Here is a 22,286-nt window from a genome sequence, read left to right as displayed (position 1 = left end):
GAGCAGCATTCGAGATTGGTCGGATTCAGAAGTATCAGATCTCTTGACAGTTAACCGACGGCTCGACCAAATCTACAATTATTCCGAGAATATACAGGCTGAATTTCTACTTCGGCGAGAGCCGACAAAAAACACTTTGAGGCCAATTAGTTTCTGAATTTGCCCTCATTCCGTCGTCGATACCACCAAATCTATCTCTTCCCCCGGTTCCAGTTCTGACGCTTCCTCGGCCGATTGCTCCAGGACCGTCTCCGGAAGAAATTCCTCATTCTGCACATAGGTCACCAGTCCGACCTTCAGCCCCAGTTCTTCCAGTATCTTTTTAGCCTCGGAGAGCTGCCGTCCCACCAGAAGCGGCATATAGACCACGCCCCCCAGCCGTCCCCGATTAACCATCAAATTGACCACCGACCCGGCCGGTATCTCGGTTCCCGATGCCGGATAGGAGAAGACGACTACTTTTTCCGGAAGAGAATCGGAGAACGTCCAGGCGACTTCACCCAGTTTCAATCCCGACGCCTCCAGATTCAATTTCGCCTGACGCACCGAGAAACCGGACAGCGCCGGAATCGTCACCATCTTCTGGCCGATAGAGGCCGTCACTTTGATAATTCGGCCCGCTTTGACTTTCGTGCCGGGGGCAGGATACTGTGAAAGTATTGTCCCCTCCGGCTTATCCGGATGATACTCCTCGGCGGCAACCTCCATATCGAGTCCCTGGCTGCGGAGCATCTCGTGAGCCATCTCTATCCCTTTGCCGGTAACATCAGCCAGGGGGAATTCAGAGCCGTGCCGGGTAATAATCGGCATGACTCCAAAATCGAAAATGATATAGAGCAGAAAGAGAAGTCCCATCGGCGCTCCCAGATAGAGAGCCAGAAACCGGGGGTTCAGCCATTGGCTCCACTTTCCGAACCGACGGCCTGGCTGGCGCTGTTCTCTTGGTCGCGGCAGATGCATAACAATTTATCTTACAATTTCAATAATCAAAGGTCATTAACTATTTTTCGGTATTGATTACTTTTTTGAGACGGGCCGCAAAGGCGCCGGAGAGATTCTTTTTGTTGGGATAGGTTTTCAAGAACCCTCTTTCCGAAACCACATCGTCTTGGAAATACTCGCCGGCCGATTCCAGGCGAAAATCTTTCCGCCTCAGCAGAAACTCTTCCACGACGTCATCACTCTCTTTTCTGATAACGGTGCAGGTGGAGTAAATGAGTATTCCTCCCGGTTTGACCAGTTTTGCCGCCTTGTCAATCATCATACTCTGCACTTTGAAAAGCCGCTCGACATCTTCCGGCGTTTTCAACCAGCGCAGGTCGCTATGCTTGCCGGCATTACCCCAGCCGGAACAGGGGGCATCCAGCATCACCCGGTCGAACGGCTCCGCCTGGAATTCCAATATATCGGCCGCTACCGGGTTGACAATCTTTATTCCCTGCCTCTGGCAGTTTTCCACCATCACTTCCAGCCGGGGGCGCGACCTGTCGACCGCGGTAATCATCCCTTTATTGCGCATTTTTATGGCCGCATACGAAGCCTTCCCCCCAGGCGCCGCCGCCATATCCAGAACATTCATCCCCATCTTAGGATTCATCAGGCGCACCGCCATACCGGCAGATTCATCCTGTATATAGACTTTTCCGCTCTTGACCAGTTCCTCTTCCAAGGGAAAACTCCCCTCTTCAAGATGCAAGAATTCCGGCAGATATTCCCCGGCCTTAAAACTGACGCCCTTCTCCTGGAGCAACTCCGCCACTTCCTCCGGCTTAGCCTTGATAAAATTCACCCGGTAGGTTATCTGCGGCGGACGATTCATCCCATCCAGGAATTTCTCCGTCTCTTCGAGGCGAAACTCCTTCAGGCAGTATTCCACAAACCAATTGGGATAAGAGTAAAAATCAGCCAGGTAATTAACTGGGTCCTCACTCTTATTGCGAAAGACAATCTTTTGGGGTGACCGAAGCGCCGCTCTCATGACGGCATTGACCACCCGCGCACGCGATTCATCACAGAAATGTTTGGCGAGGTTGACCGATTCCGAAACCGCCGCCGCGGCCGGGATTCGGTCTGTAAAAAACAACTGGTAAAATCCCAGTCGAAGAATATCGGTCATCCGGCGCGGAAGTTTCTCCGCCGGACGGCTCAGGAAAAAGCGAATGTCGTGGTCAAGGCGACGTTTCATCTTTACGGTGCCGTTGACCAGAAGTCTCAGGAAGCGGATATCGAGAGAACGAAACTCCTTCTCCCTTATAACCTCCTGAATCGCCTCTTCAGCCGAATGCTTGCCCCCTTCCACCAGCCCGATTATCTCCACGGCGGCGCCGCGCACCGGGTCGAATTTTTCCTGTTTGGGTGTCATCATCAAAATTCCATTGGCGTTAGAAAGTTACCGCCGTTGTCGGCAAAGAGAAGCGCTTTCCGGTGAATTTCCAGCATCGGCAACAGGGTTTCTTCAACAATACCGCTTTCCAGAATCACTTCTTGTGGTCGCGCATAACCGGCTGTCCCGACTCCCAGTTCCATAAACAGGCAGGCTTTCTGCGGGTCAAGGGAGCTCTGCCGGCGATACTCCAGGCGAAAAATCGCCGGACGGATATCGACCCGGCGGCTTTCCTCTTTTGATACCCGGGTAACTTCGACCGATATCCTCTCCAACAGCTGTTTCAGTCGATATTCGATTTCAGGATTCGATTCGACCGGAACCTCATAGACCGCCCGGTTCAGTTTGCCCGACAGAGATTCTCTGGTGTTCATCACCGACTTAGCCATAATGATATGGAATCCCTCCGGCAAGGTTTTCTCCAGGGCGGCCGCCATCTCCGGCTGAAACGGTCGTTCCAGAGAAATATCAAAGTATTCCGCTTCCGAGGTAAATCCGAGCGGCAAGGGGGGTCCGAAAGAGAGTCTCATATGCGGATTGAATCCCTGGCTGTATTCGACCGGAAGTCCGGCGCGGCGAATTGCCCTCTCAAAGACGCGAATATTGTCCAGATGAGACAAAAAACGGGTCAGCCCTTTCCTCCCCCATTGAATCCGGACATTCCCTTTGTTTGGCGCCACGGTCGCCTTGGCCGGGGCTTTCTTGCGCGAGCGTCCGAATTGCTCCTCATCATTATCGTCAGATGCTGTCACCGGCTCTGAGGCCGGCGACGGTTTGCTCTCTTTAAGCAGAGTTGATGTCCTGTTTCGCTCTTTCATCAGATGTTCGGTGGAAACATCAAGTTCGATATGCGCCCAGGGGAGACGCTCCGAAAAACGCCGCTCCCGCAGGTAACTATAAGGGTCAATTCCGCACGCCGCAAACGCCTTCAGCCAGAGGGTGAAATCAAATCCTTCTGTCCAGCCATCGAACCGCGCCCCCATCCGGAAAACTGTCTCAATGACTTGACCCATCTCGCGACCGCCCCGTCCTATCACTCCTTCCAGAAAGGACAAGTTCGGGTCGCGCAGTTTAATATTCACATAACTGCTGCCGGCTTTCCTGCGAATGAATTCCGAGCGCTCCCGTATTTCCTCCGGCGACAGCTGCAAATCCCATTGGAAAGGAGTGTGCGACTTGGGCGAAAAGGGGGATATGGTGACGTTGATTATATTTTTGCCGCGGCACTGACGGGCAATGTTAGAGGATGTTCTTATCATCTCGATAATACCCTCAATATCTTCGACCGTTTCGGTCGGAAGGCCTATCATAAAATAGAGTTTGATAAGGTTCCAGCCGCTTTCAAAAGACAGCCGCAGGGTCTCATAGAGGTCACGGTCGGTTATATCTTTTCTCACGAGAGCGCGCAGTCTCTCTGTACCCGCTTCGGGAGCAAAGGTAAGGCCGCTCTTGCGAGTCAGTTTCAGCGACTCCAAGAGCGACAGCGAGATTGTCCCGGGGCGCAGCGAAGGAAGCGAAAGGGAAACTCTTCGGGAGGCTAACTCGCGCGCCAAATGGCCGGTCAGTTCCTCAATATGAGGATAATCGCTGGAAGAAAGCGACAACATGGTGACTTCATCAAAGCCGGTGCTCCCCAGCTGCATCTGGACCTGCTCCAGGATATCGTTAACCGGCCGGACTCGCACCGGTCGGTATATCGCGGTTGCCTGGCAGAATCGACAGCCGCGGGGACAGCCCCGCATAATTTCAACGGAGAGCCGGTCATGAACGGTCTCGACAAATGGCACCAGCGGATTGGGGGAGTACGATTCGATTTTTAACGATTTGACCCGCTGACTCTTTATTCGCGGCGGCGCAAAGGGAACGGTCGGTTCACCATTATCATTATAAAATCGCGGCACATACACGCCCGGGACGTTTCGCACCACCGCCTCAATGATTTTTTCACGCTCTTCTGTTTTTTGCTGGTGTATGATACTCAAAATCGGAGCGATTGTTTCCTCGGCATCCCCCAGGCAGAAGAAATCGACAAATGGCGCCAATGGCTCCGGATTATGCGCCACCGGTCCGCCGGCGATAATCAACGGGTCATGGCGGCTTCTATCCTGCCAGCGAAGAGCAATACCGGAGAGGTCAAGTATATTCAGCAAATTGGTATAGACCATTTCGTACGCCAGTGTAAAACCGACGACATCAAACTCCCGCAGGGGACGATAAGACTCCAGGCTGAAATAAGGAATTTTCTCTCTTCGAAGTATCTCTTCGGCATCCAGGTCGGGAGCATAAAACCGCTCGCAGAGGAAACGGTCATCGGAATTGATGAGATGATACAGGATTTGCGTCCCCAGATAGGACATCCCGATTTCATACATATCGGGATATCCCAGGGCTATTTTGAGACGTCCCTCCGGAGGCTTAACAATCTGCCCCAGTTCGCCGCCGATATAACGTCCCGGCTTGTTTACAAAAGGAAATAGCCTGGCTTCGAGGAGATGGCGCATTGGCGGGAAAATACAAAAAAACCCGCCTTTATCAAGCGGGTATTTTCGGTCTCACTTTCTTGACTAATCAACCATAGACCTGAGAGTGATTGCATTTGCAAACACCGACATTGGTCGTGCGAAACTTCCAGCCGCCATCGGTTTTCTCGGCCTTCACATATTTAACAAAGCTTATCGGCGATTCGCAAACCGGGCAGTTTACGACATGTTTCTTCTTGGTCGCTTTCTCCGCAAAACTCTGCTTCTTTGCCATTCTATATCATCTCCTTTACTTCCATACTCTCAACTTCCAGCTCAAAAATCTCTTCTTTTACCGCCAGAAGCAGCTCCGTAGTTTCCTTTAATATACGAAAATCGGGGCTATTATCAAACTGATTTTGGGCGATTTTCAGATACCCGACTCCGGTCCGGTAATCCTTCTCCTTGAGAGCTGTCAGCGCCCGCAGATACGCTTTTACCCCTTCATTCAGCATATGCTATCCCCAGTCTCTCTTTCTCTATCTGCTTGAGTCTCTTGACATAAGGAGAAACTTTATACCCGTTCATCCGCAGGAAATAGATAATCGAGCCGGCCAGATGGATAAAAATATGGTCTTCTTTCGCCTCCGCCGATTTAAGGATATCATCAAGAATGCTTAAAAGGTGTTCCTGGCTATACTCCTCCTGCTCCAGAATCTCTTTTTCCCGACCGAGATAGTCGGCGAATTTCTCCGTAATCGACATCCCTCCGACCGCCGGCTTCATCTTCAATATCAATTTCCTCTTCGGAACAATACCTTTATCTTTCCAGCGCTCGATTTCATCGGCCAGTTTGCGCGATTCCGGGTCTGACGAATCAAGTCCTTTCTTAATCTCGCTCAGGAGGTTGGCAATAGTCTCAACCTCTGTCTCTTTTAATCGCTCGCTATCGAGATAATCCCGATTGCGGGCAAACCAATTGCCCAGTTGCTGATTGACCAGTCGTCCTTTGAGCGACTGCCGGGCAATCTCATCAAGCGAGTCAATTCGGCTTATGTTATTCAGATTATTAATCTCCAATTCTACCGCCCGCCCCAGAAAATTTTCCAGAATTGCTTCCAGTTTTTTTAATGACTCTATTCTTGCTGTCATAATATCTGCCCGAGTCAGAATCAGCGCGACTCGTTCTCTTTGGGGGTCACCGGCTCAATGCGGATAGCGTCCCGCACCGCCAAACGCGGCGAGGTTGTCGTCGGCTTCTGGCTTCGAGACGTCAGGTAGTTTTCAAGCAGATTCGCCAGGCGGTCCACCATTTCAGCCAGACGGTCGGTTTCGGCAGGTGGTTCCCCGGCGCTCTGCAGGATGCCGCCGGTCATCAGCGACCCCAGCCGCTTCAGGCACTCCCGCTCCGGTATTCGCGACATCCGGACAATTTCCCGCGCCGTGCGGCGGCCGTTTACCAGAGCCAGAAGGCTCCATTCTTCCCGCGTCAGAGCCATCTCCATCTGCTTTTCCGGCAGTTGCGGTGACAGCATAAGTATCGTATCTGACAAAGGCATTATCGCCTTGCCCCGATTCTCTTCATCCAGCCGCCGCATCCCCTCCAGTATCGCCTTCTCCACTGTGATATCGACCGTTATTTCCTCATCGGTCGGATACTGATTCTCATAAAATTTGAAAGAACCGCTGTCCCAGGCAAGAAGCGAATAAATCAATTCTTCCACCTGATTGCGCACCACCTGCTCCAGGTCGCCCCGTGAGATATAGTTCTTTTCAATCAATATCTGGCCCAGTCGCCGGGCGCTGGGATTTCTCGACTGCGTCATTACGGCATCGGTAAGCTGTTCCGCCGTTATTTTTCCCCGTTCCCGAAGTAACTCGCCGATATGGTACGCCTGGCGCGGACCATAACCGTAAATGATTCGCCCCTTTTTGAAATAGACCATGACTATATCATCATCTTTCTGTATCCCCAGGGTGCCGGTCTTCTGACTCTGGGCGATTAACTGAAAGATCTCTGGCAATGTGAATCGTCCGATTTTTCCCTGCAAGTCTTGTTCCATTGATTCTCCGACGAAGATTTGAGTCGAAATATATAGGGGTTATATCCTTTGTCAAACTTTAAATCAAAGTGGCAGAAAAAATATTGCGGAGCAGCGATTCTTCCGCTCAGGAATTCAGGAATGCCGCCAGACGAGAACAGTACGCCGCGATTTCGTTCAGCTCTGTCTCCGATGGCACCAGGCGCGCCCGAAAGTTCTCCTCGAAAACCTTCAGTTTTAATCCTGAGAGACGGTCCGCCACCAGCTTTATCCCTTCCCCGCCCCAGCCGAACGAACCAAAGACCGCGGCTTTCTTGCCGACACTGCTGACGGTAGAGAAGAGATTGATTATATCCCATATCGGTTTGACCGCATCGCCGTTCATGGTCGGGGTTCCCAGCAGTACCCCCCGACTGGCTTCAATCGCCGCCCGGACACTTTCCGGCTCGCAATTTTCGGCGTCGCAGTACGACAATTCAAATCCCTCCTTCATCAGGCCAGCGCCAATGCTCTCCCCCAGAAGTTTGGTATTGCCGTAACTGGAGGCATAGAAAACAGTAACAAGATTTCTGCCGGCCGATTTATCTGCGGTCCAATCTTTATACCGCTCAATGTACTGCCGCGGGTTCTCCCGAAAGACCGGGCCGTGCGACGGCGCAATTATTTTTATATCCAGACCGTCCAGTTTTAACAGATTTTTCCGGATATAATTGCTGAATGGGCGCATAATGGCGTCCCAATAATAGTGAAACTCAAAGTCAACATCCTTTTCAATGGCCTCGGTAAAGAGAGAATCATCGGAAAGGTGCGCCGCGAAACCGTCGCAGGAAAACAGAATTCCATCTTCTTCAAGAAATTCCATCATCGTATCGGGCCAATGCATATAGGGGGTCAGCAGGAACCGGAGTTTTTTGCCTCCCAGGTCGAGGATTTCATTGTCTTTGACTCCCCGGATAGGCCGCTCCAGGTTTATAACATTTTTGACAAAAGGAATCGCCGCTCCCGAGCAGAGCAGGTCTATTCGCGGATTCTCCTCAAGTAGCGCCGTAATGGCGCCACTGTGGTCCGGTTCGGTATGATTGACCACCAGATAGTCAATCTGTGACAGCGGTATTATTTCTCTGACGTTATCCAGAAACTGACCGGTGAAATCTGCCTTGGAAGCATCAATTAGCGCGGTCTTTTCCCCTCGCACCAGGTAAGCGTTATAGGTAGTCCCGTAGCGGGTGTTCATTATGATATCAAATTTCCGTAACTGCGGGTCACGCACTCCGACCCAGTGAACATTTTCAGCTATTTTGATGGCGCCCATAAAGAAAGAGTCTCAATCCTGTCAAAAATTTTAAAAATTCCTGATTAAGATAAGAATGCGGCTGAAAACCGCAAGCCGTTCATGAAAATTCCGGCGCCAGTCATACTAATTGCGCCGGAATCTGGATTTATTTATTTCCGGAGGGGAAGACCGGGTCACTGGCAAACCGGAGCCGGACCGCTCTTGAAAAGATGGCTTATAAGATAGGTGGCATCAAGTATATTAACGGTTCCGTTGCCGTTGGCATCGGCTGCCGCCGTCGGAAACGGGTCCGGACCGTTCTTGAACAGATATGCAATTACAAAGGTGGCATCGAGTATCGAAAGACCGTTGCTCCCGTTGGCGTCGCCGCACAGATAATATTTCACTACCGGTTTCTGCGATAAGAGAACACTCTTGTTGCCGGCGCTGACGGTAACCTTTATGGTATCGAGGCTCGGCGATAATGGCGCCGTCAAGGTCGCCGAAAATGTCCCATCTCCGTTATCAGTTACCGAGGAGAGAATTCCTGCGCCGGTGTTGGAAATCGCGACTGATGCCCCGTAAACGGGCGGTTGCCCCTGATAATTTCGGGGAGTCACGGTAATCGATGCGACCGAACTGCCTCCGGCAGGAAGCCCCGGCGGGGAAACCTGTACTGTTGAAAGTATGGAATCGGCCTGCTGAAGTCCCTTCCATAAGTCGTAGCGCACCCGCAAGGAATCAATAGGATTTTTGGCGCAGACGGTATTGCTCACCAGTTCATATAGATAGGGAGTGCCACCGTCACCCGGATGGACCACCTTAACAAACGCCGAAATCGACGGTTTATTACAAGAGAAACAGCGGGTATCTGCCCCCGGCACATTGGCCGCTTCCAGCGCCGCCATTAGTTTATCTTCCAATGGGCCGGCCGTTCTCTGAAACGCCGCCAGCATCGAATCAAGTATCCATCCGTCAAGCAGGATATTTCCCTGTATTGCATATCCCGGCCCGGTCAGATGTCCCGCCCAATAGCTGTTTGCAGCGCCGGTATATCCGGCCGATGCCCCGGGTCCAGCCAGAGTCACCACTCCATACTGGCGAAAGAAGGGGGAAGACTCAAAATCGTTGTTTTCCAGCCAATGTATAATGGAATCCGGTGTCGCCCCCGCCGCCAGCAGAGCGTGGGCATTCTGCTGATTCTCAGCAAGATAATATGCCTGAGTATGGACCGCCCCAATCCCTTCGATTATATCATTGATAATTTGGCAGTTGGCAATGCAGGACGCCCCGGCGCCGCCGACCGCGCCGGTTACGGTGTCCACCGCGACTATAGAAAAAGTGGCGCGTGCCGGAGAAATCAGAAAAAGTGAGCAGAGAAGCACAAAAGCCGAAAGAACGGGAAGCAGATTGCGGATTGACTTGCGCATAAGACACCTCTTGAATTCAAGTCCGAGCGGTAACGAGCCACGGCAGACTAAGAGCAATGCCGTAATTAGACCGGAAATTATCCTGTTTATATTATATCAGAATAGGCAAAATTGTCAAGCCGCTTTTGATATCTGCCGCATCCAGCGAAAATGTATGACGAAAAGAACCACGGCTATAATAGTAAGCAGCGTGAACACTATCACCGTGCGGCGGGCGATATGGGTCGCCGATTGGATCTTGTCCTCTCTTGCCGCCTCATACATGGCGCGGATGGTCGCCTCATCTGGTATATAGGCAGTTGAGTCAGCTTTCATTCCGTGATATTCCGCCAGAATATCTACTTTGTAAAGTTCATAGGATGCCATATTCCGGTCTTTGCCGGCCGGATACCAGGCTCCGGCATGAAGCGGGTCGCTCAAGTCAATAAGGGAATTAATGATATTGGGTACGGAAATCAGAATGGTGATGATGCAGACCAGACAAACGGCATAACCATATATCTGCGGTATCTTGTGGGGCTTTTCCATTAGTTGCTTTCCTGTAATTAGATGTTCAGAAATATTCCTGACCCTTGCGACTCTGCCAGGAATTGGTTACGGTTCAATTCAATGATTTCAAAAACAGCGCTTTGACTTCATCGGATACCAGGGCGCCGCTATGGTTCCAGCTCTTTGGTGTCTTTGAAACGGCCGCTGACCTGCTTCTTGATAGTAATTTTGCTCAGACTTTCATCCGCTTCCAGGCCATAGCCGGTCAAGGTATCCCCTTTTTGGATTATTGTTACGAATTTGTCGGTTTCGATTTTGCTTTCACGGGCGTTCCAGAGAAGTTGCTCGGTGAATAGAAGAGAACTGTCTTCGGCGAGCACTTTCACATTGCCGTTAGCCACCATCATATTGGTTCTTTCCCGCACCAGCCCGCTGTCTGCTACCAGATTGGAAATCTCCCTGCCGGTGGAGTCATAGAAATAGACGGTCAGCCCCCAAGCCAGGGTCGAGTCCTGTTTCTCATATTTTTCAATGTAGTCAGCCAGGATTTCTGTTTTGCGGGTCGCCTTATCATAGAAGAATATCTGCGCATTGCGCATCTGTTGGTCGGGGCGGATAACGGCAGTAAGGGTGTCGCCGCCACCAGGCGGCGCTTTGATTTCACTTTTGCTGGCGCATCCGATGACCAGCAGAATTGTCCCGATTGCTAACAAATAGACGGTTCTCATATCACTCTATTATCGGCTCGGCAGGCCTGGTTTGCCAGCGGTTATGAAGCCATATCCACTGCTCCCGATATTCATTGATTATCGTTTCCAGAGCTTCTGAGCATAATCTGGTTATATTATACACATCCTTCTCGAAATTGTCAGTCCTTTCCATAGTTATTTCCGGTTTAATTATGATTCTGTATCTTTTTCCGTCGCGAACGCATGCTAACGGGACAAATCCGGCGCCGGTTCTCAATCCCAGGATGCTCTGCCCGACCGGCGTATTGGAGAGGCGTCCCAAAAACGGCACAAACATGGTTCGCACCCTTATCGAGTCGGTATCGATAAGCGCCCCCAGGGCGTATCCCTCTTTGAGCAGCCGCACCAGTTTCTTGACCGATTCTTTAGTGTCAATATTAACCGCCCCCATCGCTTCCCGGTTTTTCACCAGAAGGTAATTAAGCCGTTTATCATAAACTTCCCGTCCAATCACCGCCACCTTGTACCCCAGCGCCGCCATATGCGCCGCAATCAGTTCAAAGTTTCCGATATGACCGGTAACAGCAATCATCCCTTTTCCGCGATTGTAGACGGCGTCAAAATGTTCCAGCCCTTCGACTGCCACCAGGGGCATGATTTCCGACCGGTAATACTTCCTGAAGCGGATGACATCGGCGGCATTCTTGCCAAAATTAATAAACATCTGGCGGATAATGCGGTCCCGCTCCGTCTGACTCAGAGCATCGCCGTAGGCCGCTATGAGATGACGGTTGGCTTTGTAGCGGTCTTTTCTGAAAATCAGATATCCCCAGAAACCGAGCATGGCGCCGATAAAAATCGCTCCGGTTCGGGGAATGAAGTTGAAGAAGGCGATGATTCCCCGGATGAAGTGATAAATAAAGTCGTTCTTGATTTTCTTGAAGCGCCTCACCGGAGGTCAAACCAGTTTTGATTTTAGGATATCATGAAGATGAATAATCCCGACCGGCCGCTTTTCTTTGTCGACAACCGGAAGCACCATAATCGAATATTTTTCCATCATTGCCAGCGCCTCATCAAGTATGGCGCCGGGACGGATAGTCTTGGGATTTTTTATCATTACCTCGCCGGTCTGCCTCTTGAAAAACTGCTCATCTTTTTCCGCCAGACGGCGCAGGTCGCCATCGGTGAAAATTCCGACTAGACGGTTTTCGTTATCCACAATCAGAGCTGTACCGAGCCGTTTTTCCGTAATTTCCAGGATAGTCTCGCGCAGGGCGGTTTCCGGGCGGACAATCGGTATCATCGAATTGGTATGCATCAATTCCTCGACTTTCATCAGGAGCCGGCGACCCAGAAGTCCCCCCGGATGGAGATAAGCGAAATCTTCCGGAGAGAAGTCGCGCTCTTTGAGACAGGCGATTGCCAGGGCGTCACCCATCACCAGAGCGGCGGTCGCCGAGGATGTCGGCACCAGATTGTTAGGACAGGCTTCCGACTTAACGGAGCAGTCGAGGACAATGTCGCATTTCGCCGACAGCGGCGAATCGGGCTGCCCGGTCAGAAGTATTATCCGGGCGCCGATTCTTTTGAGCGGCGGAAGAATCTGGTACAGTTCCTCTGTTGCCCCCGACTTGGAAATGGCTATAATCAAATCTTCGGCGCGCACCAGCCCCAGGTCGCCATGAACCCCCTCGGCCGGATGTAGAAAAAACGCCGCTATGCCGGTCGAGGTGAAGGTCGCCGCCACTTTCTTGCCGACAAGTCCCGACTTCCCCATGCCGGTAACAATTACCCGCCCCTTGCATTCCAAAAGCAGTTCCACCGCTTTGACAAAATTTTCATTGAGACGGTCCGCCAGTTCTCCAATGGCTTCCGCTTCTTTCTTGATAACTTCCCGACCGTTATTCAAAATCATATAGCACCTAAATCAGATAGGACGACGGGTCCAGATTTCTCCCTTTGAAATACGCCTTAATCACTTCCTTGACCGCCCCTTTGCCGCCGGCTGAGACTGTTACATAATCGACCACCTGTTTCAGTTCTTCGGCGGCATCAGCCACCGCTATCGATACTCCTACTTCCTTTGCCAGGCCAATATCCAATATCTCATTTCCTACAAAGGCGACCTCCTGATGCGTTATTCCCAGCCTTTCCAGCAGCGGCAGAATCTGTTTCCTTTTATCTTTCATCTCTTGCAGAACATGCCTGACGCCCAGGTCCTTCATTCTGGTGCTGGTCGCCTTTGACGGACGGCCCGATATCACCGCAATCTCCAGCCCGGCGCGCAGAGCCAGCACTATAAAAAAGCCGTCCGATATGTTGAACTGCTTCAATTCCAGGCCGTTGGGACCGAAGTAGATATTGTCATCGGTCAGAACGCCGTCAACATCCAGGGCAAGAAGCTTTATATCCTTGATTTTCTCCGACAGCCCGTCATTATCGAGTTTCTTCTTTGAGGATGACTTCATCATCTTAAGATTTCCCGACCGCTTGATAGACTTTTAAGGCTTCCTGTATCAGTTCCTCCAGGTTTTTCAGCGGAAGCATCGAGGCGGCGTCACTCAGCGCTTTTGCTGGTTCCGGGTGGGTTTCCACATAAAGACCGTCGACTCCGACCGCAACCGCTGCCCTCGCAAAAGGAATGATAAATTCCGGCTGTCCGGAGGAAAAATGCCCACCTCCGCCGGGAAGTTGCAGAGAATGGGTGGCATCGAATATCACCGGATATTCGAATTTTCTCATTACAAGCAGCGACCGAAAGTCAACTACCAGGTTGTGATATCCAAACGACGACCCTCGTTCGGTCAGCATCACCTTTCCCGATTTGGCTTTGCCGGCGATTTTGTCCATATCTTCCGGCGCCAGAAACTGCCCCTTTTTGATATTAATCCAGCGACCTGTCGCCGCTGCCTGGCGCACCAGTTCGGTCTGACGACAGAGAAAAGCCGGAATCTGCAGGATATCGACCGCATCCGCCGCGGTCAAAACTTCCGTGGTTTCATGTACGTCTGTCAGAAGCGGCAGTTCCAACTCCCGTCCTATCTTCTGAAGCACTTTCAGACCGTAATCGATTCCTTTGCCGGAGAAGGAATCGCCTGAAAGACGGTTCGCCTTGGAATATGAAGCCTTGAAGATTACCGGAATTCGGTATTTTCCCCCCAGCCTTTTCAGTTCCTCAGCCACCGTCATACAGATATCTTCCGATTCGATAACGCAGGGACCGGCTATCAGGAACAGTCGCTTGCCATCGATTATAGAATCAATATTCTGGGTCATCTCACTCTCCGGGCATCACTGCTTACGGTAATGCCATTTTATCCGGTCGCCATTCTTAGTTATAAACTTGTCTGATGCCACTTGCCCGATGGAATCATTCACCGAATAATTCCAGCTGTAATCGCCGTTTATGCTGATGGAGTCAATTGCCTCAATGAAATTGCCGACCGGGCTTTCGATAAATTCCAGATGATGATTTTCCTTTGTGATCTCAAAGACCGACTTTCCGTCAACGCCGGTCAGTTCGATAATCAGGCTATCTTTGTCGGCCGCTTTGTCCGGCGATGCCTGTCGGCCGCCTGAGGAGCCGGCGCCGCATCCCAGAATCATTAACAGGAATATTGAAATCGCCAGATATTTCAAACAACTGCCCAATTATTTCTCACCTCTTGCTTGACAAATAATGATTACCATTTAAAATAGTTTATAAGAAGTTCAATGTCAAAGGATTGCTTCCAGTCCGTTAACCGCCGCAACGGCAACAGATTCAGCTCCTGCGTTCGGCTCCGGCGCCGGCGGCGATGTCCTTACTTCATTGCCGCCTTTACAATTATGCCGAGCCTAATTGACAAAAGCGAAACAATCTTTGCTCGCAGGCGTAATTTTAATTTGCAATGATGTCGCAATGAATACCCTAAAATAAAGAGTAACCGATGTTCAAGAAAGTCCTGCTCATAGCCTCAGCCGTCATTATACTCGGGGCTGTTCTCTTCTTTGCCCTCAGCGGCTCCGCCAAGAAAGACGACGGCTTCAAAATGGTTAAAGTTGAAAAAGGCTCTATTGTCGATAAAGCGCTGGCGGTCGGCAAAATCGAGCCGGTGAAAGAAATCGCCGTAAAATCGAAAATCTCCGGAATTGTCAAAAAGATTTATGTCGATATCGGCAACCAGGTAAAAGTCGGCGACCCGCTTATGGATATCGCTCCCGACCCTACCCCGATTGAATATGCCGAAGCCAAACGGCAGGTTGAAATCTATCAGGTGGCGTATGACAACGCCAAACGAGAGCTGGACCGCTCCAGTTCTCTCCGCGATAAACAATTGGTGTCGCACCAGGAATGGGAGGCAAAGCAGGCCAGCTTTGACGAAGCTGCCCTTCGTCTTAAACTGGCTAAAGAGAAACTCTCTCTCATAGAATCGGGCCGCACCGAAATCGCCGACCTCAAGGTTGACAACACCATCCGCAGTTCCGTAAATGGAACTGTCCTCTCCCGTCTGGTGGAGGAGGGCGACCCGGTGGTGCCGCTGACGTCGTACCAAGCCGGGACCGAACTGATGACTCTGGCTTATATGGAAGACCTGATTTTCAAAGGGACCGTTGACGAAATCGATGTCGGCAAACTGGCCGTAGGCCAACCGGTCGAGATTAAAGTCGGCGCCATTCCCAATGATACCATTCAAGGCGTTCTCGACAAAATCTCCCCCAAGGCGCATAAAGAAGAGGGCTCCACTCTCTTTGATATTGAAATTAGACTGACCGAGGTGGGCAGCTCATTCCTTCGCGCCGGCTATAGCGCCAATGCCAATATTATCATCAGCCGCAAAGACAGCATTCTCCTTCTGCCGGAACGGTTAGTAAAAATTGAGGATACCGCTTCCCTGGTCGAAATCCGCGATTCCCTCGGCGCAATTGTCTCCCTGCCGGTCAAAACCGGACTCTCTGACGGCATCAATATCGAAATCGTGGAGGGATTGAATGAAGGGGACTCGGTGGTCGAAAGGCCGCCCAAAGAGATAGAATAGGAGACGTCTCCATGTTGCCCTTTCAGACCGTTAAGCAGTTTCTCCGCGATATGCGTCATCAGAAGTTGCGCACTTTTATGACCATGGGCGGCATTCTCTGGGGAACGTTGGCGATAGTTCTTCTCTTCGCCTTCGGAAAAGGGATACACAAACAGCAGATAAAATCGCAGAAAGGGTTAGGCGAAAATATCGCCATTGTCTGGCCCGGTATGACCGCTAAGCCATGGCAGGGACTTCCCAAAGGGCGCGAAATCCGTTTTACGGAAGAAGATGTCGCCCTGTTGAAATCTAAAGTCGCAGGGATTGCCCGTATCTCTCCCGAATATTCCCGCTGGAATGTTTTCCTTAAGTACGGCAAGAACGAAATGGTTCAGAATATTGTCGGCGTCTGGCCCGAATTCGGCGAAATGCGCAACCTGATTCCGGAAATCGGAGGGCGGTTTATAAATAGTCTTGATATTGTGCAGAAAAGACGGGTGGTTTTTCTTGGAGATGAGCTCAAATCACAACTGATAGGCGAGCGGCCCGCGATTGGCGAATTCATTCTCATCAACAATGTCCCCTTCCAGGTGGTGGGCGTTCTGAAAACCAAGAAGCAGGATAGTTCCTATAATGGGCGCGACTCCCGCAAAGCCTTTATTCCTTCCAGCACCTTCACCGGAATGTACTCCATACTTTATCCCAATAATTTTGTCGTTCAGCATGCTGAAGGCGGCTCGATGGAGAGCGTAAAAGACCAGCTTTATAAAATTCTCGGCAAGAAATATCGTTTCGACCCGAACGATGAAGAAGCGCTTGGGATATGGGATGTAACCGAAGGGATGAAATTCTTGACCACTTTCTTTTTTGCTTTCCGGGTCTTCCTGGTCGGTATCGGGATAGCCACACTGATTACCGGTGGAATCGGCGTTTCCAACATTATGAATGTGGTTCTGGAGGAGCGGACCAAAGAGATCGGCATAAAAATGGCTCTTGGCGCCAAGAAAAGCCTGATAATGGGGCAGTTCATTTTCGAAACCTTACTATTGACGCTTTCCGGCGGTTTAATCGGGTATCTAATTGGAGTCGGAATTGTCAGCGTCATGCCTGTTTTTAAGGTCGAAGAATTCATAGGTGCGCCTGAAATCGACATCCTCGGTACCAGTATGGCGACGGTGGTGCTGGGGCTAATTGGTCTGGCGGCGGGATATTTTCCGGCGCGGCGTGCCTCCAACCTGCAACCGGTGCAAGCCTTGAAGCTATTCTAAAATGAAACCGAGCATAGTCATAAATGTTTTTCTCCGGGATTTCCGCAAGCAGAAGAAGCGGATGACCCTCACCATTCTCGCTATCGCCTGGGGGACTATTTCCATCATGCTCCTGCTTGCTTTCGGGGAAGGATTGAAAACCCAAATGTTCCGCAACCAGCGCGGTTTGGGTGAGGATATCGTAATTCTCTGGGGAGGCCAGACCACTATTCCCTTTCAGGGTCTGGGTCGCGGGCGGCGCATTCGCTTCACGGAAGAGGATGTTGACTACCTCAAGATGAAAATGCCGGAACTGAAAAATGTCGGCGGCGAATATACCCGCTGGGGAGTTACGATCCGCTACCAGGACAAAGTCTTCTCCGAGCACCTTACCGGCGTTTATCCCTGCTTCGAAGAAATTCGCACCCATTATCCGCAAGCGGGCGGGCGATTTATAAACGACCTTGATATGCAGGAAAAGCGGCGGGTCGTCTTTCTGGGGGATAAACTCAAAGAGAAACTGTTCGGTCCCGAAGAGGCGGTCGGCAGACAGGTTCTAATTAATTCGGTGCCGTTTACTGTCATTGGCGTTATGATTAAAAAACTTCAGATGAGCATGTATAGCGGTCCCGATGAGATGAAGGCGGTCATTCCGGCGACAACGTTCGCCGCCCTGTTTGGACATCGCTATCTCAATCTGTTGATTTATCAGCCCAAAGACCCCAATGCGACAAAAGCGCTCGAGAAACGAGTTTTTGAGGTGATGGGGGCGCGGCACAAATTTGACCCCAAGGATAAGCAGGCTCTTTATGTCTGGGATGTCGCCGAGAATGCCAAAGAAATGAAAAATATCATGTTTGGCTTGCAACTATTTCTGGGACTTATCGGCGGCATGTCGCTTCTGATTGCCGGGGTCGGCGTCGCCAATATCATGTATGTCTCGATAAAAGAGCGGACGCGCGAAATCGGCATTAAGATGGCTATCGGCGCCAAACGACGATATATCCTGAGCCAGTTTCTGATTGAAGCCCTCACTATTACCTTTGCCGGCGGTTCGCTTGGGATGTCCCTAAGTTACATTCTTACCGAGGGTTTCAAACGGATTCCGATAGAGAGCGACGTCTTGAATTTTATGGGACGGCCCACAGTTTCGCTGGATATCGGTGTCGTGGTCATCCTGGTGCTGGGTCTGCTGGGCTTCCTCTCGGGAATTTTTCCGGCGATGCGCGCTGCCTCGGTTAACCCTGTTGACTCCTTGAGATATGAATAAAAACCGTGTCGTGAGGTATCTGATATGATAGATATGAAATTAGTCCGCAAGAAATATACTACCGGAAAAGTCGAATTCGAAGCTCTCAAAGGGATCGACCTTACCGTGGGGAAGAACGAATTTATCTCTATTATGGGTCCCTCCGGTTCGGGCAAATCGACCCTTATGAATATCATGGGATGCCTCGATATTCCTTCCTCCGGCGACTATCTTCTGGAAGGTATCAACGTTCGCGCACTTACCGCCAATCAACTGGCGGAGGTGCGCAATCAGAAAGTCGGTTTTGTCTTTCAGTCATTCAACCTTCTTCCTTACGCCACCGCCTTCGAAAATGTGGAAATCCCTCTTCTCTTTGCCGGGGCTAAAGCCCGTCAGCGGCGCGACCGGGTGATGAGCCTTCTGGCGCAGGTCGGCCTGGCGGAAAAGGTAGGCAATAAGCCGACCGAGATGTCCGGCGGCGAGATGCAGCGGGTCGCTATCGCCCGGGCGCTGGCTAATAAACCCAACCTGATTCTGGCGGATGAACCGACTGGAAATCTCGACAGCAAATCGGGCGGCGAAATCATTAATATCTTCCGCCAACTCTGGCAGGAAGGGCATACTATTATCATTATCACCCACGACCAGAATGTGGCGAAGCAGACCTTGCGGACAATCCGGCTGAAAGACGGCACTATCGATAATAACGGCAACGGCTCCGCCCCGCGCTGAACTCCTGACATCAGCGAAATCCTATTCATTTACCCCTTGCATTCCGGGCAAATTATCGCCAAATTTACCCCGATGAAAATTTCGGTTATCATTGGCGCGTTAGTAATTCTGACCGGCTTTGCCTCGGCGCAATATACCTCGAGCTATTCGGCCGGAAGCAGCGGGGCATTGTCGATTCCCCAGGTCGAATTTATTTATGACAATTACTACCTGATGAAAGCCTTTTACCCGGAATATCAGTCCGGCGAATATGAAACCAGCCGCGATATCTGGCTGGTCGGACAGAAATCGGGACAACTGGTTGCCGCCTGGGACAGCCTCGGCGACAGCATTCTCACCGTCCTGACCCGCCTCTCAGGAATCGACTGGTCGGAGCCGGTTATCAAAGTCCACCTGATGAAATATCTTCCCGTTGCCGGCCTGTACGAGCCGCTCGCTCTTCCGGTTGAAGGGATTCGTAACGCTCGTTCGATTATTGCCGCTCCCTCCGGGTCGCTTCAGATATTCACCATGATTCAATTCATGGCGGGACGAAATATCCTGCAGACCGAATTTCCCACGCATTTCGCCAACTGGGTTTCCACTCATCCCTTTTTTGAGAAAGGGGTGTATCGGTTCGACCTGCTGGCGCTGACGCTGGCGGTCTCCTGCGCCGAAAGAATCATTCCTAAAGATACTCTCGATTCTCTGCTCAATCTGGAACAGTGGCGACGATTCAACCCCGGTTGGGAGATTTACCGCACCCATTTCCGCGACAAGTGGATTCTCTCCGAGGATACAACCCTTCTCTCCTATCTTGCCGCCGAAAAGCATGACTCTCCCCTGGTGCAGCTGACGGCGCCGCCGAAAATTCCCGAGGAGACTCCCGAGAGAAAGCGGCGCAGCCGCCTGGTCGCCACCAGCGGCGGAGGACGACTGGGAATGTCGGTCAGCCGCATTGCCGGCGGCTTTGAAATTGTCGCCATCGACAGCACCAAACTCGCTTACCTCGGAGGTCTGCGCAAAGGAGACCGGATTTTGCGCGTGGACGGCGAACTGACCCGCAACGCCCGTGACTTTTTCGATAAAATCCTCAATAAACTCGATTCCGACGGCGTCTATCTCCTGGTACAGAGACAGAACGAGTCCCGCGGCTTTATCCTGCAATCACGGTAGCGCTGGTGAGCCCGACAAAGAATATTAATGAAACCTTCCTTAGATTCTGTTGTTTCTGCAGGGGTATAATGTAATGTATATGCCGATTCATCTTACCGACACAAAAATAATCGTGAAAGATTTCCCCCTATGATTGCAATAATTGACCTTCTGGCGAACAAATATTTCCTCTGGACCGCCTTTAATCTTCTGGTGCTGGTGATGCTGGCGCTTGACTTGGGAATATTCCACCGCAAAGACCATAGGATTTCGATTAAGGAAGGAATAATCTGGAGCGTTATCTGGATTATTGTCGCCCTGATATTTAATGTCTGGATATATTTCTGGAAAGGCTCCGAGGTGGCGGTGCAGTTTCTGACCGGATATATCATCGAGCGCTCCCTCAGCATCGACAATATCTTTGTCTTCATAGTCATTTTCGCCTATTTCAAAGTGCCGGAAAAATATCAGTACAAAGTTCTCTTCTGGGGAATTCTGGGCGCCCTGATATTGCGCGGTCTTTTCATTGCGGTGGGGACACTTCTGATAGCCAAATTCCACTGGATAATCTATATCTTCGGCGCTTTCCTGGTGATAACCGGAATCAAGATGGGGGTTGGCGAGGATAAAGAAATCGAGCCGGAGAAAAATCCGCTCTTGCGTTTTGTCCGAAAATTTCTGCCGATAACGGAGAATTATGAAGAGGGGCATTTCTTCGTGCGGCGGGCGCACCGGACCTATGGCACGCCGCTTTTTGTGGTGCTTCTGGTGGTTGAAACCACCGACCTGGTCTTCGCCGTCGATTCGATTCCGGCGATATTCGCCATCACCCTTGACCCGTTCATTGTCTATACCTCAAATGTTTTCGCCATATTGGGACTGCGCGCTCTCTATTTTGCCGTCGCCGGCATGATGCAGCTCTTTTATTATCTCAAATACGCCCTTGCCGCGATACTCGCCTTTGTCGGCGTAAAGATGCTTATCTCCTCCTTTGTCAAGATTCCCTCCGGCATTGCTCTCGGAATTATCGGGGGGCTTTTGGCGATTGCGATAATCGTTTCGCTGCTTTTCCCTAAGGAGAAGAAGGATGTCCTTCCGGCTATCCCGACCGAGCCGGAGAAGGAGAAAGCGGAGCCGCGCAAAAAGAAAAAGGCGGCGAAATCAGAGAAATAGGGGCGCTGCCTTACGATTTTCTCTTCCGCGCAGGTCATATTCCCCCCGAGGCGTGTGTGTATAGCGAAGAGCGAGCGGGGGTTTTGACAGCAAAGGTTTGGGTGGCGACGAGCCGCGCGAGGAATATTACGATTGAGGTGTCAAAGGATATGAAATATCCTTAGACGTCATACCCGCGCAGCTTGTCCTCGCGAAAGCGGGGAGCGGGTATCCAGTCGCGTAGGTCAAAATCCCCCCGAGCCATCTGTGTATAGCGAGGAGCGAGTGGGGGTTTTGACACTCGGAGAATAAACATAGCGACGCAAGGCAATCCATTCCACTATCATCTTCTCTACTTGATTGATTGCTCCAGTGCTGATGCAAGCATTGTTTCTGGATTCCCCCGCCACGGCGGGCAGGCGCCTTCGCGGGAATGACGGTAAAGAGAACTGGGTTCTCTTTACAGCGTTGAAATGGTTGATGGTCAATCAGCGGAGTCGGTCAAAATCCCCCCGAGCCGCGTGTGCATAGCGAGGCGCGAGCGGGGGTTTTGACGATGAAGGTAGATTCTATAGGGTATGATAAGATGAGATTGCTTCGGCGCACTCTGCATTCCCCGTTGAAGCGGGAAAGCCGTGCGGCTCCTCGCAATGACGTTGTCTAGGCTCGTGCCTGGCAGATGTCCACATCTGCCGGTAAATCACTTTCCCGGTTGCGTCAGTTCTTAGGTTCGAATCCTTTCGAAGCGTGAACTGACGCGACAATCAGCGGAGTAGGTCAGGCTATCCGTTATCCTGCCATTCTTTGCTCAAGTGTCCGGGCGGTCATCAGACCGACCGCCTCTCCTTGTCGGCGGGTCTGAAGACCCGCCGCGCACGAATTGTCAATACGAAATACCGGTCTTGTCAACTGCAGATAAAACTCTGCATGCTACAATTCTGCAAGGCCGAACTTCTTTCTGAATAGATTTAACACTACGAAATCTACTGCCGTCAGTACAGTCTTGT

Annotated in this window: 22 protein-coding genes; 6 read left to right on the top strand and 16 right to left on the bottom strand. The window is 51.1% G+C overall.

The window, feature by feature from the left end; genetic code table 11:
- Window positions 1–165: 165 nt before the first annotated feature.
- The 16 genes from AB1690_02340 to AB1690_02265 form a co-directional block, all read right to left on the bottom strand.
- Entirely contained in the window at window positions 166–960 is a 795-nt protein-coding gene (locus AB1690_02340; GenBank protein MEW6014141.1) for a PASTA domain-containing protein, read from the bottom strand.
- A 40-nt stretch (window positions 961–1,000) separates the two neighbouring features.
- Window positions 1,001–2,365: a 16S rRNA (cytosine(967)-C(5))-methyltransferase RsmB gene (gene rsmB, locus AB1690_02335; protein MEW6014140.1), complete on the bottom strand. Its 1,365-nt coding sequence runs from the start codon at window positions 2,363–2,365 to the stop codon at window positions 1,001–1,003.
- Window positions 2,365–4,884 (bottom strand): TIGR03960 family B12-binding radical SAM protein, encoded by a 2,520-nt coding sequence (locus AB1690_02330; protein ID MEW6014139.1) that lies wholly within the window; start codon window positions 4,882–4,884, stop codon window positions 2,365–2,367. Before AB1690_02330 ends, rsmB begins: the two co-directional genes overlap by 1 nt.
- 67 nt (window positions 4,885–4,951) lie before the next feature.
- A complete protein-coding gene (locus AB1690_02325) occupies window positions 4,952–5,137 on the bottom strand; it encodes a hypothetical protein (protein MEW6014138.1) in 186 nt (61 codons plus the stop codon).
- Window position 5,138: 1 nt separating this feature from the next.
- Complete coding sequence (locus tag AB1690_02320; protein MEW6014137.1) at window positions 5,139–5,357, bottom strand: hypothetical protein; 219 nt, start codon at window positions 5,355–5,357, stop codon at window positions 5,139–5,141.
- The gene (locus AB1690_02315; protein ID MEW6014136.1) at window positions 5,347–5,994 is read right to left on the bottom strand and encodes a hypothetical protein; all 648 of its coding nucleotides are present in this window, start codon (window positions 5,992–5,994) and stop codon (window positions 5,347–5,349) included. The genes AB1690_02320 and AB1690_02315 overlap by 11 nt, the downstream gene beginning before the upstream one ends.
- Window positions 5,995–6,014: 20 nt before the next feature.
- Window positions 6,015–6,905 carry a DUF4388 domain-containing protein gene (locus AB1690_02310; protein ID MEW6014135.1) on the bottom strand — a complete coding sequence of 297 codons (891 nt, stop codon included), beginning with the start codon at window positions 6,903–6,905 and terminating at the stop codon, window positions 6,015–6,017.
- A gap of 106 nt (window positions 6,906–7,011) precedes the next feature.
- Window positions 7,012–8,196: an FprA family A-type flavoprotein gene (locus AB1690_02305; protein ID MEW6014134.1), complete on the bottom strand. Its 1,185-nt coding sequence runs from the start codon at window positions 8,194–8,196 to the stop codon at window positions 7,012–7,014.
- 155 nt (window positions 8,197–8,351) lie between these two features.
- A complete protein-coding gene (locus AB1690_02300; protein ID MEW6014133.1) occupies window positions 8,352–9,587 on the bottom strand; it encodes a DUF1028 domain-containing protein in 1,236 nt (411 codons plus the stop codon).
- 114 nt (window positions 9,588–9,701) lie between these two features.
- Window positions 9,702–10,115 carry a hypothetical protein gene (locus tag AB1690_02295; protein MEW6014132.1) on the bottom strand — a complete coding sequence of 138 codons (414 nt, stop codon included), beginning with the start codon at window positions 10,113–10,115 and terminating at the stop codon, window positions 9,702–9,704.
- Between the two features lie 128 nt (window positions 10,116–10,243).
- Complete coding sequence (gene lptC / locus AB1690_02290) at window positions 10,244–10,804, bottom strand: LPS export ABC transporter periplasmic protein LptC (protein ID MEW6014131.1); 561 nt, start codon at window positions 10,802–10,804, stop codon at window positions 10,244–10,246.
- 1 nt (window position 10,805) lies between these two features.
- Complete coding sequence (locus AB1690_02285) at window positions 10,806–11,717, bottom strand: hypothetical protein (protein ID MEW6014130.1); 912 nt, start codon at window positions 11,715–11,717, stop codon at window positions 10,806–10,808.
- Between the two features lie 6 nt (window positions 11,718–11,723).
- Window positions 11,724–12,683, bottom strand: a complete 960-nt coding sequence (locus tag AB1690_02280) for a KpsF/GutQ family sugar-phosphate isomerase (GenBank protein MEW6014129.1) — start codon at window positions 12,681–12,683, stop codon at window positions 11,724–11,726.
- A gap of 7 nt (window positions 12,684–12,690) precedes the next feature.
- Window positions 12,691–13,239 (bottom strand): HAD hydrolase family protein, encoded by a 549-nt coding sequence (locus AB1690_02275; protein MEW6014128.1) that lies wholly within the window; start codon window positions 13,237–13,239, stop codon window positions 12,691–12,693.
- Between the two features lies 1 nt (window position 13,240).
- Window positions 13,241–14,044, bottom strand: coding sequence for a 3-deoxy-8-phosphooctulonate synthase (gene kdsA / locus AB1690_02270; GenBank protein ID MEW6014127.1), 804 nt, complete (start codon window positions 14,042–14,044; stop codon window positions 13,241–13,243).
- Window positions 14,045–14,059: 15 nt separating this feature from the next.
- Window positions 14,060–14,407, bottom strand: a complete 348-nt coding sequence (locus AB1690_02265; GenBank protein ID MEW6014126.1) for a DUF4430 domain-containing protein — start codon at window positions 14,405–14,407, stop codon at window positions 14,060–14,062.
- A gap of 290 nt (window positions 14,408–14,697) precedes the next feature.
- Between AB1690_02265 and AB1690_02260 the strand changes: the two genes are divergently transcribed.
- The 6 genes from AB1690_02260 to AB1690_02235 all read left to right on the top strand — a co-directional run bounded on the left by AB1690_02260 (window position 14,698) and on the right by AB1690_02235 (window position 21,300).
- Window positions 14,698–15,786: an efflux RND transporter periplasmic adaptor subunit gene (locus tag AB1690_02260; GenBank protein MEW6014125.1), complete on the top strand. Its 1,089-nt coding sequence runs from the start codon at window positions 14,698–14,700 to the stop codon at window positions 15,784–15,786.
- A gap of 11 nt (window positions 15,787–15,797) precedes the next feature.
- Window positions 15,798–17,033, top strand: coding sequence for an ABC transporter permease (locus AB1690_02255; GenBank protein ID MEW6014124.1), 1,236 nt, complete (start codon window positions 15,798–15,800; stop codon window positions 17,031–17,033).
- Between the two features lies 1 nt (window position 17,034).
- Window positions 17,035–18,282 carry an ABC transporter permease gene (locus AB1690_02250; GenBank protein MEW6014123.1) on the top strand — a complete coding sequence of 416 codons (1,248 nt, stop codon included), beginning with the start codon at window positions 17,035–17,037 and terminating at the stop codon, window positions 18,280–18,282.
- A 24-nt stretch (window positions 18,283–18,306) separates the two neighbouring features.
- Complete coding sequence (locus tag AB1690_02245) at window positions 18,307–18,993, top strand: ABC transporter ATP-binding protein (protein ID MEW6014122.1); 687 nt, start codon at window positions 18,307–18,309, stop codon at window positions 18,991–18,993.
- Window positions 18,994–19,065: 72 nt separating this feature from the next.
- Entirely contained in the window at window positions 19,066–20,148 is a 1,083-nt protein-coding gene (locus AB1690_02240) for a hypothetical protein (GenBank protein MEW6014121.1), read from the top strand.
- A 129-nt stretch (window positions 20,149–20,277) separates the two neighbouring features.
- Entirely contained in the window at window positions 20,278–21,300 is a 1,023-nt protein-coding gene (locus AB1690_02235; GenBank protein MEW6014120.1) for a TerC family protein, read from the top strand.
- The last annotated feature ends 986 nt before the right edge of the window (window positions 21,301–22,286 follow it).

This window comes from Candidatus Zixiibacteriota bacterium (assembly GCA_040753495.1).
Taxonomy (GTDB): domain Bacteria; phylum Zixibacteria; class MSB-5A5; order GN15; family PGXB01; genus DYGG01.
This window is presented reverse-complemented; position numbering and strand designations above follow the sequence as displayed.

Bases quoted from the DNA above. Each gene is read 5' to 3' on its own strand.
- AB1690_02340 (MEW6014141.1), bottom strand. From the start codon at position 960: ATGCATCTGCCGCGACCAAGAGAACAGCGCCAGCCAGGCCGTCGGTTC.
- AB1690_02315 (MEW6014136.1), bottom strand. From the start codon at position 5,994: ATGACAGCAAGAATAGAGTCATTAAAAAAACTGGAAGCAATTCTGGAA.
- AB1690_02330 (MEW6014139.1), bottom strand. From the start codon at position 4,884: ATGCGCCATCTCCTCGAAGCCAGGCTATTTCCTTTTGTAAACAAGCCG.
- AB1690_02260 (MEW6014125.1), top strand. From the start codon at position 14,698: ATGTTCAAGAAAGTCCTGCTCATAGCCTCAGCCGTCATTATACTCGGG.
- AB1690_02305 (MEW6014134.1), bottom strand. From the start codon at position 8,196: ATGGGCGCCATCAAAATAGCTGAAAATGTTCACTGGGTCGGAGTGCGT.
- lptC (MEW6014131.1), bottom strand. From the start codon at position 10,804: ATGAGAACCGTCTATTTGTTAGCAATCGGGACAATTCTGCTGGTCATC.
- AB1690_02310 (MEW6014135.1), bottom strand. From the start codon at position 6,905: ATGGAACAAGACTTGCAGGGAAAAATCGGACGATTCACATTGCCAGAG.
- AB1690_02240 (MEW6014121.1), top strand. From the start codon at position 19,066: ATGAAAATTTCGGTTATCATTGGCGCGTTAGTAATTCTGACCGGCTTT.
- AB1690_02275 (MEW6014128.1), bottom strand. From the start codon at position 13,239: ATGATGAAGTCATCCTCAAAGAAGAAACTCGATAATGACGGGCTGTCG.
- AB1690_02295 (MEW6014132.1), bottom strand. From the start codon at position 10,115: ATGGAAAAGCCCCACAAGATACCGCAGATATATGGTTATGCCGTTTGT.
- AB1690_02255 (MEW6014124.1), top strand. From the start codon at position 15,798: ATGTTGCCCTTTCAGACCGTTAAGCAGTTTCTCCGCGATATGCGTCAT.
- AB1690_02320 (MEW6014137.1), bottom strand. From the start codon at position 5,357: ATGCTGAATGAAGGGGTAAAAGCGTATCTGCGGGCGCTGACAGCTCTC.
- rsmB (MEW6014140.1), bottom strand. From the start codon at position 2,365: ATGATGACACCCAAACAGGAAAAATTCGACCCGGTGCGCGGCGCCGCC.
- AB1690_02245 (MEW6014122.1), top strand. From the start codon at position 18,307: ATGATAGATATGAAATTAGTCCGCAAGAAATATACTACCGGAAAAGTC.
- kdsA (MEW6014127.1), bottom strand. From the start codon at position 14,044: ATGACCCAGAATATTGATTCTATAATCGATGGCAAGCGACTGTTCCTG.
- AB1690_02280 (MEW6014129.1), bottom strand. From the start codon at position 12,683: ATGATTTTGAATAACGGTCGGGAAGTTATCAAGAAAGAAGCGGAAGCC.
- AB1690_02300 (MEW6014133.1), bottom strand. From the start codon at position 9,587: ATGCGCAAGTCAATCCGCAATCTGCTTCCCGTTCTTTCGGCTTTTGTG.
- AB1690_02235 (MEW6014120.1), top strand. From the start codon at position 20,278: ATGATTGCAATAATTGACCTTCTGGCGAACAAATATTTCCTCTGGACC.
- AB1690_02250 (MEW6014123.1), top strand. From the start codon at position 17,035: ATGAAACCGAGCATAGTCATAAATGTTTTTCTCCGGGATTTCCGCAAG.
- AB1690_02325 (MEW6014138.1), bottom strand. From the start codon at position 5,137: ATGGCAAAGAAGCAGAGTTTTGCGGAGAAAGCGACCAAGAAGAAACAT.